Here is a 13956-nt window from a genome sequence, read left to right as displayed (position 1 = left end):
TGTCTAAAAAGAGCGGAGTGGAGGTGAGAACTAGGTATCCTTCCAACACTTTATTTTGATCCCACCAGGGTTGAGAGTTTTTGGGTTTCCCCTATCCGGCTCAATAAAATTTCCCAATGACTCCTGGCGAAGAGCTTCGGTGATCTCCAACGTGAACCTAAGACTACTCCATAGGAGTAGTCTTAGGTTCACGAGCATAGACATGGGTAAGTATCATACTGCTTGAGAAGATACGACGATCCAGAATGCTCAAAGCCTTTTTGTTCTAGGGGTTTGAGAGAGCTGGACTTGGTCTTCCGAAGATTAACTCAGGCAACCTGCCTAAGTTTACCCATGTCGTGCTAGAAAATCACTAACCCACCTTAATCTAGACCAAGCCTTGATTTCCGTGTAGGTCATTTGTACTGTATGGGCGTCCAGCCCTCATTCATGGCCAAGCCGAACTGTTATGCTGACTTAAGCTCTAAGTAAGGGTAAGCTATCGTTATAAAAGTCGAGTATACATTCCTCTAAGTCTCCGTGCCCTGCGTGGTTTAAATTCCAAGAGCTGCGATAGCAGTAAGACCTTAAAGAAGTCATTCCGATTTTGTTGAAAACTTGAGTCTTGGTTAAGCATTGATTTCGAATTCTTGATTTTGCTGGGATATTCCAAAAACTTGTCTAGTCAAGGATTTCGCCTGAAATCTAGGCGGAGTAGTAGTCGTAAGCAGGAAAACTAAAATCCGATGACAAATGGTATTTACACTCTGGCTAATGATGTGGTTTATGATCAGTTAGTGGCACTACTCAACAGTATCGAGGTTAATGTCGGTACGAATATACCTGTCGCTGTTATTGCCTATGATGACCGGATAGAACGGGTGAAGCAGTTGGTGAGTCAGTACCCTAGCGTGACTTTGCTGGAAGATCCAGCATTGTATGCACCATGGGAAGAGTTCTCCTATAAGGTATGGGAGACTCACCCAACAGCATTGCAGCAGTGGGCAGCTAAGGGGATACAGGGGGTGAATCGCTTGGGAATGAATCGTCGCTATGCAGCCTTTGATCAGGCGAGCCCATTTGAGCGTTTTATCTATTTGGATGGGGATACTCTAGTGTTATCTTCCCTAGATCGAGTGTTTGATCAGCTACAGACTCATCCTCTGGTGGTCTATGACTTTCAATATAAAGATCCTTCCCATATTTACAACGTTGCCTCTTCTAAACTGGAAACGATATTTCCTCCGGAAAGGGTGGGTCAGGAGATTTTCTGTGCGGGTTTTTATGGTGGTCAAAGGGGCTTGTTTCCACCTTCTCAACGAGAGTTTTTGGTAGAGCAGTTGGCGACAGGGGATGCGGACGTGCTGTATACATCAGCTCCTAATCAGTCCGTCTTGAACTATATGGTCATGAAGTCTCAAATTCCAGTTCGCAATTTGGCCTTCGAGCTGCCAGAAAATGAACGGACAGGAAATGCTGTCAGTTCAACCCATTTTCAAAGACGGGGAGCATGTCTTTATGATAACGAGGCACCTCTTATGTATTTGCATTATATTGGGGTATCTTCAAAATGCTTTCAACGTCTTTGTTCTGGAGAGAATATTGATTTTCCCTATCGAGACATCTTTCTACATTACCGCTATTTGAAAACACCGGAGGAGAGGCCGGTTTATAAGGGCCGTCCCGAACCCTGCCAAAAGCCTCCGACTCGCTGGCAGCGGTTACGCCAGAAAATCAGCTTGAAGTAGTTCAGCCTTGAAGTAGTTCTTGTCAGAGGCTTGTTAGTATGACTCGTGGAGTCTATATCGTAGCTAACGATCGTGTGGCTGATAATGCGATCGCACTTATGAGCAGCATTCGGTTGCATGAGCCAGATCTGCCGGTTGTGATGATTCCCTTCAATGAAGATTGTCATCAGGTAGAACGAATTTTGACTGAGAAGTTCCAAGTACAACTCTTTCCCGATTTGCCCTTTTTGGAGGAATTTACCCAGTTAATTGGGGAAATATTTCCTCGTGACTTTCTCAAACTGCCCAACAAGATGAGGAAGTTGGCGGCTTGGTTTGGGCCGTTAGAAGAGTTTCTGTATGTCGATACGGATATTGTGGTGTTTCGACCCTTGTTGGAAACGCTAAATTTTCTTAAGGACGCTGACTTTATTACCTGTGATTTTCATCATAAGGGACGAGGACTAGCAGATGTATTTTCCGAAGCTGTTCCGAGTCAAAATATTTTTACTTCGGAAGCCCTAAAAGATGTGTTTAATAGTGGTTTTTGGGGGGCACGACGGGGTAGTTTATCTCTAGAGACTATGAAGGCTTTGCTTCGGGAATGTGCAGCCCATCGTGAGTATTTTGATTTTTCCTCAGGGACAACGGATCAGCCAATTCTGAACTATCTCGTACTGAAGGGGATCGAGCGAAGGTTGAATATCGTGCGGGTTAATCCCCAGGAACCTGGTAGTTGGGGCGGCTCGACTCATTTTGTTGAGCGAGATCACATCCTCTACGATGGTGATTGCCCGTTGCGTTATCTCCATTGGGCTGGAACTCCTATGCGTTCCGGCGCGCCTTATCGGGAACTATGGGAATATTACCGATATTTGGATTACGCTAACGCAATCGTACCTACGACCACTAGCACCGCTAGTAAATCCTCAGTTCAAAGTTTCTTGAAACAGTATCTACCCTTCTTGTTCAATCGTTGAAATTTTCGATCCTATTGAATTTTGCGCTGGAGTTGATGGGGCTATGCAGACAGGAAAAGGCAAGCACGGTTTTTGCACTCTGGCCCTAGGCCGTCGATATCATTTAATGGCTAAGGATTTAATTGGTGATCTAGAGCAATATTCACCGGGAACTCAAATCATCATCTATACGGATGATCCCAGCTTTTTTGATGGCATATCCAATGTTCTGGCGTTCAAGCATCGGCAAGTGGGAGTTCAGCATTGTTATCATGACAAACGTTTTGCGATCGCAAAGGGACTCAGCCTGTTTTCGGCAGTCACATTTATCGACGTGGATGCTCGGTTAACGGCTCCCTTACCAGTTCTCAACTGGGCTCCTGGCATCAGTGGTTATTACGAAGATCTTGTTACTCATGTGAGTCGTTTCACACCTGAAAGGTTGCCAACGATTGAGAAATTGGCTAGGAAAATCGATCTAGATCTGTCAGAAGCTGCTTGGATTGGGGAGTCCTTATTCACAGTTTGTACAGATCAAAATCAGGGCGAAGAATTTTGTGAACTGTGGGGACGGCTAGCTCGATATCTGGAGCTACACAAAATACAGGCAGGGGCCGGAAATGCAGTCGGTATGGCGGCAGCTAAGCTTGGTCTATCAGTGCAAACGGATGAAGTTTGGCGGTCACTGAAACAAATTTACAACCATACTGATGCCTCTCAACGACGACCTAAAAGTCCTTGGCAAAATTTTAGGCGACGACTCGCTTATCATCGTCGTCTTAACCTGACTCGCTTCTCAGCTTTAAAGGACTTTGAGTTCTACTATTTCTAAATGGAAGCTTTCACATTTCAAATTCACAATGCCAACACTGCAAAATTAAGCCATTGATGTGTTCAGCAAACCTATTTATCGATAGACATAGGCAGGAAATTTAGTCAGTCAATCAGATATCCAAGCATTGTTTTTTGTACTCGACTCGCCTTTAGTGCAAGCGTTCTAGTTAAGAAATAGAGGTGACGTTCTACTGAATTTTGGCTACACCATTTTTCGTAGGCAGGCACCGCAACATTTAGCAGAAAATGTTGCCATCTTGCCACCATTTGGGGAATCTCAATCTCTTGAGCTCGTTGCCGACCATTCTCCTGCATAGCTCTATACAATGTAGGATCATCTTTTAGTCTTTTCAAGGCGTTTTTTAGCTCCGAGCAGGAACGAACTTCAAGATAATCAAGATGACTTTTTCGTTCTCCCTGAAATGCCGACTCAACACCTAAAATAGCCGGGGTTTCTGCACGCCAACTATTAAACAATTTCGAAGCGGGTTTCCAAGGGTAATCAGTTTTGTCCGTAAAGCTTCGCACCGCGACTACAATATCAACCTGACGATAGTCATGCCATCGATCGCGTTGCTGCTCAACAATCCAATTCATCCCTAACGATTGCACAAATTCATTCCATTGCGGTTGTCGTAACTCTGGGGCCAGGTTATAAGGATTGCCGTAATAGGCAATGTTTTCTATACGCTCACCTCTGGCTAGATCACGAGGAATTAAACCGGGCTGAGGCCAGTGAGGAATATAATAGCGCGGTCCCCATAGGAGTTGATAGTCATGGGTAATTGATTGAACTTTGAGATTGGGAGATTGAGATTCCACGAGATTGTGGGTAATGTGGATTTGAGCATAAGGATTCGGATTTTTGTCTCCTTTAATGCAAACACAGAGTTGCCTAGGATTAGGTTTGAAATCATAGGGTAAAAAATCACGATAGGCAATAATAATGCCTTCATCAGGAATTTCATTTGCCTTTTGACAATCAAAACCTGCCTCTCTTAAACGCAGATAGGTTTGAGTAACCCAGCTATCAAATCCACGTCGTGTGATAAAGGTATCGGCTTTCTCAGGAAAGGGATGGGGCCAGATGTCTGCAGGTAGCCAAAAGTAAATTGAGGGGTGTTTGGGGTTCATGTCAAGGCGAAAAACGTTGTGATGTAGTGTAATCAATGAGCCGAATCTTTTTGAAGATGCAGCACCTCAAAGGCATGTTGAAAATGGGCAGGATGGATATGGATTTGACTGGGATCGGTGTTGCCGCTAGCGCGATAGTCGCGGATGGCTTCTAGGGCGGCTTGGTTACTCAGGAGGGCGAGGTCGGCTCCGTTCCAGCCTTCGGTTTCCTGTGCCCAGTGGTGGAGATTCACCTCTGCTAGGGGCCGATCCTGGTTGTGGACTTGGAGAATGGCGTGACGGCTGGGGGCATCTGGTAGACCTACCTCGATTTGGAGGTCGAGGCGACCGGAGCGGAGGAGGGCAGGATCTAGGGCTCCCCGGCGGTTGGTGGCTCCAACGAGGAGGACATCGGTGCAGGCTTGGAGGCCATCCAATTCTGTCAGTAGTTGGCCGACGACGCGATCGCTAACACCAGAGTCTCCCTGAAATTGCCCTCGGATTGGGGCTAGGGTGTCGATTTCATCTATAAACACGACGCAGGGGGAGGCTTGGCGGGCCTTGGCGAAGAGTTCCCGCACGGCCTGTTCTGCGGCTCCTACCCAGCGGGTGAGGAGTTCTGGCCCGTTGATGGCGATGAAGTTGGCACGGGCTTGGGCTGCGATCGCTTTTGCTAATAGGGTCTTGCCGGTGCCGGGTGGTCCCCATAGCAGTATTCCCCGAGGGGCGGTGGCTCCGGTTTGCCGGTACAACTCGGGATAGAGGAGGGCTCCTTCTACTGACTCCTGGAGGATGCGCTTGGCCTCTTCTAGACCGCCAATTTCTTCCCATCGGACTTGGGGGGATTCTACCTCCACGGCCCGGAGGACTGAGGGTTTGATTTCCTTTAGGGCCGCCAAGAAGTCTCCGTGACCCACGTGTAAGTTTTCGGGGATTGCCGTCCCTAGGGTTGGGACCTGCCGCCGCAGGGCGATGTAGGCCGCTTTCTGGCCTAGAGCCTTGAGATCGGCTCCCACCATGCCTACGGCGGCATCTGCGATCGCACCTAAATCTACCGAACCATCCAGGGGCATGGCGCGGGTTTGAATCTGTAAAATCTCCAATCGTCCGGCCCGGTCAGGAACACGGAAATGGACTTCGCGATCAAAGCGTCCGGGGCGGCGCAGGGCTGGGTCTAGATGATCCGGGCGGTTAGTGGCGGCTAGAACAATCACCCCGGTAGTTTTAGCAAAGCCGTCCAGCAGGCTTAGGAGTTGGGCTACGAGGCGTTTTTCTACTTCACCTTCTACCTTGTTGCGATCGGGAGCGAGGCTATCGATTTCGTCGATAAAAATCAGGCAGGGGGCTGCCTTGGCAGCTTTTTCAAAGACCTGACGCAGGCGACCCTCCGCTTCGCCGTAATACTTGCCCATAACTTCAGGGCCAACGATGGCAATGTAGTTAACCCCGAGTGTCTCCGCTAGCGATCGCGCCGTCAGGGTCTTCCCTGTTCCCGGTGGTCCCACCAGCAACACGCCCCGAGGCGGCTCCAACCCCAGCTTGGCCAGTACCTGGGGCCGTTTTAGGGGCAGCTCCACCAGTTCCCTTAGCTCCTGCACGACGCTGGCTAACCCGCCCACCTCCGCCAGGGAGGGGCTCGGAGTTTGGTCAGACCCTGTCGGGGAGGGGGTGGTCTCTGCCTGCCCCGAGTCCGGTGAGGGTGCGGCTTGGGCGTCAGCGGGAGGTGGGGTAATGATGACAGCTTCGTCGAAATCGTTGATTCCGATTCCAGCACCCGCCTCAGAGCCCACCTCGGAATTGGACCGGGGCGATCGCATTTTGCTAACACCGATGTCGGTGGGGATATTGCCCTGGCGGGGAATGGCGCTAAAACTACGGGCATTGACCCGAATATCCGTTTTCAGTTCCCCCCGTTCCGCCTTTTCCTCTAGGGTTTTGGCCAGTTCTAGCAGTTGCTCAAAGCCTTTGAAAAAGTCATTCATGACGGCCTCAGGGATAGGTGCGATTGCCTTTGGCTGGTGGGAGACCATCGCGGCAATCGGCGGATAAAGGGGGGTGGAAGGTGTCCTTAGTATAGTGCTCCCCTCCAGGGCTATCCTTGGGGGAAGCTGCTTCTGAGGGCTGTGTTAGTTTGGAGGTACTGATTTGGACCAGATCGGGCCATGGTCGCACAACCCCAGACACTATCGCCCGCAGCGGTGGTCTATCCCGAAAGTGATGGAAAACCGATGGCGGAAAATACCCAGCAATTTCGATGGATTGTCACCATCAAGGAAAATCTGGAAATTCTGTTTGCGGCCCAACCCGATATCTTTATCGCGGGAGATCTGCTGTGGTACCCGGTGGAGGGGAATAACCGCCTCTGTCAAGCCCCCGACGCCATGGTGGTATTTGGGCGACCCAAGGGCGATCGCGGATCTTACCGACAGTGGCAAGAGGGGGGAATCGCGCCCCAAGTGGTGTTTGAAGTTCTCTCCCCTTGTAACACCGGTACAGAGATGACCCGTAAGGTTCTCTTCTATCAAGAGTACGGGGTTGAAGAATATTACCAGTACGATCCAGATCGCAACGAGTTAATCGGCTCCCAGCGGATGGATGGATATTTGGCCGAAATCCCCGAGATGGCAGGCTGGGTCAGCCCCCGCTTGGGGATTCGCTTTGAACTTGGTGCTGACACGTTGAACATCTATACGCCAGCGGGAGAACGGTTTCTGACCCCAGTGGAGCTGGCCCAGCAACGAGACCAAGAACGACAACGGGCCGACCAAGAACAACAACGGGCCGACCAAGAACAACAACGGGCCGACCAAGAACAACAACGCGCTGACCAAGAACAACAACGCGCTGACCAAGAACAACAACGGGCAGAACGGCTAGCAGCTCGATTACAGGAACTGGGCATCGAACCGGACTCCCTTTAAGGCAGGGCGTTTTCCGCTGCTTTCCGGAGTGATTTCATGAAGATCTGGTGAAGTTTCCGTGGGTTTACCCAGGGTTAATCTGCTTGGCGCTGTCGCTTAAGGCTGGGTCAGTATTTTGCGGGGTGGCGCGTATTTTTAGCCACGTTCAATATCCCGTGAATTAAATCCCATGATGATCAATTTCTCGATGATGCCAGGGTCAGTGGTTCTGCCCACAGCCTTACTGGTGGGGATGATGGCAGCCCCTGTCCAGGCGTTTACCTTGACCCCTGTGGGCACCTATGACAGCGGACTAGGGATTGGAGCCTCGGAAATTGCCACCTATGCCCCCGATGCCTATCGGCTGTTTGTAACCAACGCCACTACCAACAGCATTGACATTCTGGACATTGCTGACCCAACCCTGCCCACCCTCTTTGGCACCATTGACATCAATGGCATCGCCGCTAACTACGGGTTGGATCTGGGTGCAGTCAACAGCGTTGCCTACAATAGCTATAACGGCTTTAGCTATATCGCAGCGGCGATAGAGGCCAGCAACAAGACAGACCTCGGCAGCGTCGTCTTTTTTGACCTCGATGGCCTTTACCAGAATGTCGTCAAGGTAGGAGCCCTGCCGGACATGCTCACCTTTACCCCCGATGGCACCAAGCTCTTGGTGGCGAATGAAGGGGAGCCTAACAGCTACAACCAGGCGGATTCCGTGGATCCTGAAGGGTCAGTCAGTATCATTGACGTATCCGGGGGCATCAGCGGCACCCTTACCAGCATCACCGCTGGATTCAACGCCTTTGATAGCCAAAAGGATGCATTGATTGCGAGTGGAGTACGGATCTTTGGCCCCAACGCCACCGTTTCCCAAGATCTGGAACCCGAGTACATCACCGTGTCGAAGGATTCCAAAACGGCCTACATCAGTCTCCAGGAAAACAACGCGATCGCGGTTCTGAACCTGGAGACCAATGAAATCGAAAAAATCCTACCCCTGGGCTACAAGGATCACAGGCTGCCAGGGAATGGGCTAGATGCTAGCGATCGCGACGACGCCATTAACATTGCCAACTGGCCCGTATTTGGCATGTACCAGCCCGACGCAATTTCTAGCTACGAAGTGGATGGCAAAACCTACATTGTTACCGCTAACGAAGGGGATGCGCGAGACTATACCGGTTTTTCCGAAGAGGAACGGGTGCGGGGCTTAGGGGCCAATGGTCTGGATCCCATCGCCTTCCCCGATCGCGCTACCCTACGGGACAACGCCAACCTCGGGCGACTCACCATTACGAAAACTCTCGGGCAAAATGCAGAGGGGAGATACGAGGAACTCTACGCCTTCGGGGCGCGCTCCTTCTCCATCTGGGACACCGACGGCAACCTAGTGTGGGACAGTGGGGATGCCTTTGAGCAGATCATTGCCGCTGAGATTGCAGCAGGTAACTTGCCCCTCAATGCCTTCAACGCTAACCACGAAAGCAACGACTCCTTCGATACCCGCAGCGATAACAAAGGCCCCGAACCCGAAGGGATCGATATCGGTGTTGTGAACGGGCGCATCTATGCCTTCATCGGCCTAGAGCGCGTCGGCGGTGTCATGGCCTATGACATCACCAACCCCGCAGCTCCCGTCTTCCAGAGCTATGTCAACAACCGCAACTTCGACTTGGAGCTGCCCCCAGAAGAGGCGGGAGATCTCGGTGCAGAAGGAGTGTTGTTTATCCCCGCCCAACTCAGTCCCAATGGCAAAAACCTAGTCGTCACCACCAACGAAGTTAGTGGCACCACAACTCTGTTTGCCGTGGAGGATGGCTCAGAGGAGGTAACCGTACCGGAACCTGGTGCGATCGCGGGTCTACTAATGCTGGCTGGGGTCAGCGGACTGGGCCTCAAGCGACGGTGGCAGTAAGCCTGAAATTCAAGCGGTGAACTGGCCGATTTGAGGCGAGTCTGAAGTCAAGGCGGCTCGGATTGTAAGCTGACAGACTTCTTAAAATAGGGCGCGGGGAATTCCCCGCGCCCTATTTTGTCTATATTTTTAGGGATTTAGGTGAAAACGCCGTAGATTCCCTGTGCCATCACCTTCCGGCAAATGTATCATTCGTGAGGCAGTAGGACCGTTACTGTCCGTTGTCCCCTGCACCTTTCCTTCCTGAAATCGTTTTGTTCTGTACCGCTGTTCCAGCTTCAGCCCCGCGCTGCGCTTCCGGATCTGAGCCACCATGCTGTTAGCCCTGCTCACCCGCATTCTTCTTTGGGTCGCCGTCGGATTACTGATCTGGTACGTGCTGCTCAAATTCATTCCCCGCAAGTTCTTAACTTGGTTTGGGGGGGCCATTATCCTGGCCCTGATTGTGCTGTCGTTCATTGACCCGAACGACCAAACCATTGGCACCATCTGGCGAATCATCTCCCTGCCCTTGACGCCTCTCGGGGCCTCAGTGCTACTGCTCATCTTTGCCCTTACCGAGGGTCTCAAAAAGGTGAAGGGGCAGCAGGTTGCGATCGCGCTAGCGATCTTACTGGTGTCAAGTGTGCCGTTGTTTGCCCGAGCCTTAGTGGGGCAAGCGGAGCAGTCGATCCAGCAGGCTTACAATGCTCAGCGGGGCATTTGTGAGGATATCTGTCCAGCGGTGCCCGAGACCGCCCCCCTCAGCCGCGTTGTTGCCGTAGTAATCATGGGGGAAAACATGGACGTGGCCAGCGGATCGGGCTATTTCCCCAGCCAGATCGACACAGGCAGCACTCTCAACCCTGACCTCACCGCCCGCTTACGAAGCGGGGCGAGTCTCTATCAGCAACTGCGCCAGAACGGGAGTAATCCCTTGGTCGTGGTGACGGCAGGACCTCTCCATGGCAGCGCCGAAGAAAAAGCTGGGAAGGAGCAAACTCTGCGCCAGGTTCTGGGTGCCGGGGGCATACCCGCTGAGGTCATCGCTCCGATTCAGACCACGGGGATGGATGTGAACAGTACGGTGCGGCGAACACGGGAAATTTTGGAGGAACGCCAGTATCTGAGTCCCACCCAAACCGGGCGGGATGCGGATCGAATCGCCATCGTCGCCCCGGCTCTAACGATGCGCCGGACAGCCCTCACCTTTGAAGAGCGCGGTTTGAATGCAGTGGCGTGGCCGACAGATCTCTACGGCAGTAGTAGTCTGCGCAGCGGCGATACCCTGGCTCAACTATCGGACATCATGCCCAATGTGGAGGCGCTGCGCCTGACCACTCGCTATTGGGACGAGTTAATGACCTCTATCTACTACTTCCTACGGGGATGGCTACCGGGCTTTGATGTGCGCTGGAACCAAGTCGTCGAGGTCGTACCGCCCAATTAGGGTCTGTCAATGAAAGTCGGCCTGCGCCGACTCACTGCTATAAACGCCTTGTGGCGCCAGGATTACCACTGCGCCGCAAGGCGTTTTGCATTTGGGGTTTAGGCTCCCCTGTACCTGACCTATGGTCGTCTTGGTGTTAGTGGATGGTGGGAACGCCAGCGGCGCGGCGGGCGCTACTGAGGGCTTCCACTAGGCTGCGAACTACGGCCACCATGGCCAGCTCGTTATCGAGCTTGTTCACCGCTGAGCCGACACCAATGCCCGCTGCTCCCGCCGCGATCGCAAGGGGGGCGGTGACATTCGACAGGCCCGAAGCGCACAGCACGGGAACAGAAACAACTTGGGAAATTTCCCGCGCCGCTGCCAAGGTCGGGGCTGCTTTTTCAATCAGTCCCAGAGTACCGGGACTGGTGGGCTGGCTGCTGGTGCCTCCCTCGGTTTGGATGATGTCGGCCCCAGCGGCGACGAGATCCTCTGCCAACTGAACCTGGGCATCCAGGGGGAGAATGTGGGGTACTGTCACCGAGAGGGTGATGTGGGGCAGCAGGGCGCGGGTCCGGCGAGTCAGATCCAGTACCTCCGCCGCTTCAAAACGCAGACCCTGGGCATAGAAGGCGTCAAAGTTACCAATCTCGATCAGATCGGCTCCGGCAGCGACAGGGGGCAGAAAGGCATCCGGATCTACCGCCGATACGCAGATGGGCAGATCCGTCAGCCCCTTGGCAAGATGTACCAGATCGCCATCAGCAGCGATATCCAGGAAGGTGGCTCCCCCCCGATGGGCGGCCCGCACAACGGCGGCAACGCGATCGCGATCGAAATTGGTCAGACCCGCGATGATTTTGAGGGCTTGGCCTTGGGCAAAGGCGGTTTGAAGCTGGGTATGCATCGTCATAGCAGTTCCGTAAAGTTCCGTAATGATATTCCTAGGCGGTCATTGCTGACCTATTGTGCCATTCTGCCTAGACCGTTATGGGTTCGCAGTCACGGTCCTAACCCCAGGGACAGGAATTGGGGCGATTTAATACCCGAGACCACTGCGAATGGTGGCCTCTACGACCTCGGGAGACTGGTGCCCGTCTACCTTCAACAGGCGATCTCGGTAGCCGTAATAGTCCAAAATCGGCACCGTACAGTCATAGAGCAGTTCGATCCGCCGTTCCAGGGCTTCGGGGTTGTCGTCAGATCGCGATCGCGCTTTCGCTAGAGACCGTGCCATCAGAACATCCTTAGGCACGTCCAGCCAAATGGCCCAGTCCACCTGCTGTTGAATGTCGTCCAGCAAGAAATCCAACTCCTCCGCCTGGAACGCAGTACGAGGATAACCGTCTAGCAGCCAGCCCCCTTGAGCATCGGGCTGTTGCAGGCGATCGCGCATCAGCTCGATCATCGTGGCATCATCCACCAACTCCCCCGCCTCCACCAGGGACTGGACCTTTTGTCCCAAGGTCGTTTGGGCATCAATGGCCTGATGCAGTAGATCCCCCGAGGAAATCCAGGGAATCCCTAACCCCTGGCTCAATCGCTGTGCCTGGGTGCCCTTCCCCGCTCCCGGTCCCCCCACCATAATCAATCTCACCGCGCCCCTCCCTTCGGATGCTTGATTTTAACCCTATCCTTGGCACGGGGATGCTACAGCAGATTTGCAAGGATTTTTGAGCCGATAGATAGGATCCAGGAAAAGATAGATAAAGACGACAAATATGCGGCAGGATGGAGGGATGCAGCGGGATGAAGGGGTTATCAAATATCAGTGCCATTGGCAGTCAGAGCCTCCCCTGGCCCTAGAAACCCTTGCCCCCTTGATTCAGGAACGCGATCGCCTCTTTGCGGCGGGGCTGATTGGGGTCTATCCCGATGGCATCGGCTACGGCAACGTCAGTCTGCGCCTGCCGGGACAGGGGTTTGTCATCTCCGGCACTCAGACTGGTCACCTGCCCACCACAGGTCCCGAGCACTACAGCCAGGTCACCACCTGGGACATTGCCCAAAATTACCTCCACTGCACTGGCCCCCTCAAAGCCTCTTCGGAATCCCTCACCCACGCCGCCCTCTACGACCACAGGTTCAGAACTGGCTTGTCGAGAATTGGCGCGATCGCCCACATCCATCACCGGGGGCTGTGGCAGCAGTACCAAGGCATTCTACCCACCACCTGCGCCAGCGTTGCCTACGGTACCCCAGCCATGGCCGCAGAGATGATCCGCCTCTTCCATGACACCGACTTGGCGGTGGGTAGGATTTTGGTCATGGCGGGCCATGAAGATGGCCTGATTGCCTTTGGTGAGACAGTGGCAGATGCAGCCCAGAAGCTGTTGGACTTAGCTACTCAGGGATCTGCGGGCACCTTATTTTTCTCCGAGTCCCTAACCTCTTGTGAATCCTTGGACCAGAGGTGTATGATTTAAGACTGTGTCGAAACTAGGAATCAGTCATGCCAAAGCTGAAAACACGCCGTGCGGCTGCAAAACGCTTCCGGCGCAGTGGTAGCGGCAAAATTATGCGCCGCAAAGCGTTTCATAACCACCTGCTACAGAAGAAAGGCACTGATCGCAAGTCCCGTCTTTCCCAGATTGGCTTAGTGAGTGAGCAGGATGCCCCGAATGTGGAAGCCATGCTGCCCTACCTCTAAGGGAGGCCGCACCTAGATTCCACACACCACGGTTGGAAATGAACAGTTGTAAACGAATAGGGTAACGGTCATGGCTCGGGTTAAGCGCGGCAATGTCGCCCGGAAGCGCCGCAAAAAAATTCTCAAACTAGCGAAGGGATTTCGGGGATCCCACTCCAAGCTGTTTCGCACAGCAAATCAGCAGGTGATGAAGGCATTGCGGTATGCCTATCGTGATCGCCGCAACCGGAAGCGCGATTTCCGTCGCCTGTGGATTACCCGCATCAACGCAGCGGCGCGCCAAGAAGGCATCAGCTACAGCCGTTTGATTGGCCAACTCAAAAAGGCCAATATTGAGATCAACCGCAAAATGTTAGCCCAAATGGCGGTCCTAGACCCCGCTGGGTTCACCAAGGTGGTTGAGGTCGCCACAAAGGCTTAAGCATAGGGTCTATCTGCGATGGTCCCCTTTCCCCTTGG

The 13956-nt window shown here is 52.9% G+C and carries 13 protein-coding genes; 9 read left to right on the top strand and 4 right to left on the bottom strand.

Features of this window, described 5'->3' with window-relative positions:
• The first annotated feature begins 725 nt into the window (after positions 1-725).
• The 3 genes from LEP6406_RS0218970 to LEP6406_RS0218960 all read left to right on the top strand — a co-directional run bounded on the left by LEP6406_RS0218970 (position 726) and on the right by LEP6406_RS0218960 (position 3497).
• On the top strand, positions 726-1727 hold the full coding sequence (locus LEP6406_RS0218970) for an Npun_R2821/Npun_R2822 family protein (protein ID WP_008311047.1): 1002 nt from the start codon (positions 726-728) through the stop codon (positions 1725-1727).
• Between the two features lie 38 nt (positions 1728-1765).
• Complete coding sequence (locus tag LEP6406_RS0218965; protein WP_008311045.1) at positions 1766-2686, top strand: Npun_R2821/Npun_R2822 family protein; 921 nt, start codon at positions 1766-1768, stop codon at positions 2684-2686.
• 106 nt (positions 2687-2792) lie between these two features.
• Positions 2793-3497, top strand: coding sequence for a hypothetical protein (locus LEP6406_RS0218960; RefSeq protein WP_155834720.1), 705 nt, complete (start codon positions 2793-2795; stop codon positions 3495-3497).
• 104 nt (positions 3498-3601) lie between these two features.
• Here the strand turns inward: LEP6406_RS0218960 and LEP6406_RS0218955 are convergent, their stop codons facing one another.
• On the bottom strand, positions 3602-4633 hold the full coding sequence (locus tag LEP6406_RS0218955) for a glycosyltransferase (protein WP_008311040.1): 1032 nt from the start codon (positions 4631-4633) through the stop codon (positions 3602-3604).
• A gap of 32 nt (positions 4634-4665) precedes the next feature.
• Positions 4666-6594, bottom strand: a complete 1929-nt coding sequence (locus LEP6406_RS0218950) for an AAA family ATPase (RefSeq protein WP_008311038.1) — start codon at positions 6592-6594, stop codon at positions 4666-4668.
• A 180-nt stretch (positions 6595-6774) separates the two neighbouring features.
• Here LEP6406_RS0218950 and LEP6406_RS0218945 point away from each other — a divergent pair, with 180 nt between their 5' ends.
• The 3 genes from LEP6406_RS0218945 (at position 6775) to LEP6406_RS30510 (ending at position 10865) form a co-directional block, all read left to right on the top strand.
• On the top strand, positions 6775-7533 hold the full coding sequence (locus LEP6406_RS0218945; RefSeq protein ID WP_027269264.1) for a Uma2 family endonuclease: 759 nt from the start codon (positions 6775-6777) through the stop codon (positions 7531-7533).
• Positions 7534-7702: 169 nt separating this feature from the next.
• Positions 7703-9436, top strand: a complete 1734-nt coding sequence (locus tag LEP6406_RS0218940; protein ID WP_008314964.1) for a choice-of-anchor I family protein — start codon at positions 7703-7705, stop codon at positions 9434-9436.
• 313 nt (positions 9437-9749) lie between these two features.
• Positions 9750-10865: a YdcF family protein gene (locus LEP6406_RS30510; RefSeq protein WP_008314967.1), complete on the top strand. Its 1116-nt coding sequence runs from the start codon at positions 9750-9752 to the stop codon at positions 10863-10865.
• Between the two features lie 136 nt (positions 10866-11001).
• On the opposite strand, the gene LEP6406_RS0218930 is transcribed toward LEP6406_RS30510, so the two are convergent.
• Together LEP6406_RS0218930 and LEP6406_RS0218925 are read right to left on the bottom strand one after the other, a co-directional pair.
• Positions 11002-11760, bottom strand: coding sequence for a DUF561 domain-containing protein (locus LEP6406_RS0218930; RefSeq protein ID WP_008314969.1), 759 nt, complete (start codon positions 11758-11760; stop codon positions 11002-11004).
• A 126-nt stretch (positions 11761-11886) separates the two neighbouring features.
• On the bottom strand, positions 11887-12444 hold the full coding sequence (locus LEP6406_RS0218925) for an adenylate kinase (protein ID WP_027269263.1): 558 nt from the start codon (positions 12442-12444) through the stop codon (positions 11887-11889).
• Positions 12445-12568: 124 nt separating this feature from the next.
• Here LEP6406_RS0218925 and LEP6406_RS0218920 point away from each other — a divergent pair, with 124 nt between their 5' ends.
• From LEP6406_RS0218920 to rplT, 3 genes are all read left to right on the top strand, one after another.
• Positions 12569-13273 (top strand): class II aldolase/adducin family protein, encoded by a 705-nt coding sequence (locus tag LEP6406_RS0218920; RefSeq protein WP_071992255.1) that lies wholly within the window; start codon positions 12569-12571, stop codon positions 13271-13273.
• 26 nt (positions 13274-13299) lie between these two features.
• A complete protein-coding gene (rpmI, locus tag LEP6406_RS0218915; protein WP_008314976.1) occupies positions 13300-13497 on the top strand; it encodes a 50S ribosomal protein L35 in 198 nt (65 codons plus the stop codon).
• Between the two features lie 70 nt (positions 13498-13567).
• Positions 13568-13918 carry a 50S ribosomal protein L20 gene (gene rplT / locus LEP6406_RS0218910; protein WP_008314978.1) on the top strand — a complete coding sequence of 117 codons (351 nt, stop codon included), beginning with the start codon at positions 13568-13570 and terminating at the stop codon, positions 13916-13918.
• The last annotated feature ends 38 nt before the right edge of the window (positions 13919-13956 follow it).

It is taken from the genome of Leptolyngbya sp. PCC 6406, assembly GCF_000332095.2.
In the GTDB taxonomy this organism is placed as follows: domain Bacteria; phylum Cyanobacteriota; class Cyanobacteriia; order Phormidesmidales; family Phormidesmidaceae; genus PCC-6406.
This window is presented reverse-complemented; position numbering and strand designations above follow the sequence as displayed.

Excerpts from the sequence above, each read along its gene's own strand:
- LEP6406_RS0218970 (WP_008311047.1), top strand. The coding sequence starts at position 726 with ATGACAAATGGTATTTACACTCTGGCTAATGATGTGGTTTATGATCAG.
- LEP6406_RS0218965 (WP_008311045.1), top strand. The coding sequence starts at position 1,766 with ATGACTCGTGGAGTCTATATCGTAGCTAACGATCGTGTGGCTGATAAT.
- LEP6406_RS0218960 (WP_155834720.1), top strand. The coding sequence starts at position 2,793 with ATGGCTAAGGATTTAATTGGTGATCTAGAGCAATATTCACCGGGAACT.
- LEP6406_RS0218955 (WP_008311040.1), bottom strand. The coding sequence starts at position 4,633 with ATGAACCCCAAACACCCCTCAATTTACTTTTGGCTACCTGCAGACATC.
- LEP6406_RS0218950 (WP_008311038.1), bottom strand. The coding sequence starts at position 6,594 with ATGAATGACTTTTTCAAAGGCTTTGAGCAACTGCTAGAACTGGCCAAA.
- LEP6406_RS0218945 (WP_027269264.1), top strand. The coding sequence starts at position 6,775 with ATGGTCGCACAACCCCAGACACTATCGCCCGCAGCGGTGGTCTATCCC.
- LEP6406_RS0218940 (WP_008314964.1), top strand. The coding sequence starts at position 7,703 with ATGATGATCAATTTCTCGATGATGCCAGGGTCAGTGGTTCTGCCCACA.
- LEP6406_RS30510 (WP_008314967.1), top strand. The coding sequence starts at position 9,750 with ATGCTGTTAGCCCTGCTCACCCGCATTCTTCTTTGGGTCGCCGTCGGA.
- LEP6406_RS0218930 (WP_008314969.1), bottom strand. The coding sequence starts at position 11,760 with ATGACGATGCATACCCAGCTTCAAACCGCCTTTGCCCAAGGCCAAGCC.
- LEP6406_RS0218920 (WP_071992255.1), top strand. The coding sequence starts at position 12,569 with ATGCGGCAGGATGGAGGGATGCAGCGGGATGAAGGGGTTATCAAATAT.
- rpmI (WP_008314976.1), top strand. The coding sequence starts at position 13,300 with ATGCCAAAGCTGAAAACACGCCGTGCGGCTGCAAAACGCTTCCGGCGC.
- rplT (WP_008314978.1), top strand. The coding sequence starts at position 13,568 with ATGGCTCGGGTTAAGCGCGGCAATGTCGCCCGGAAGCGCCGCAAAAAA.